The 250-nt window shown below is 56.4% G+C and carries 1 protein-coding gene; it reads left to right on the plus strand.

The window, feature by feature from the left end; genetic code table 11:
* Positions 1–17: 17 nt before the first annotated feature.
* Positions 18–250: arginase family protein (locus KVS69_RS20065; RefSeq protein WP_217539982.1), on the plus strand; the 233-nt coding region annotated here is incomplete at its 3' end.

Here is a 250-nt window from a genome sequence, read left to right on the forward strand (position 1 = left end):
CCATGATAGGCGTACCGATGGATCTCGGTGTCGCAAACCGTCCTGGCTCGCGGTTCGGACCGAGGGCGTTAAGAACCATCGAACGTATCGGCCCGTATAATCATGTCCTCGAAACTGCGCCTGTCTTCGATTCTCGGGTAGCTGATATCGGCGACGTGCCGTTCCGTAGCCGCTATCGATTGGAAACAAGCCATGAGGATATTGAGAAGCGGTTCAACCAGATCGTAGAGGCTGGGGTCCTGCCGCTTGC

It is taken from the genome of Stenotrophomonas sp. GbtcB23 (genome assembly GCF_019091045.1).
GTDB classification, from domain to species: domain Bacteria; phylum Pseudomonadota; class Gammaproteobacteria; order Xanthomonadales; family Xanthomonadaceae; genus Stenotrophomonas; species Stenotrophomonas rhizophila_A.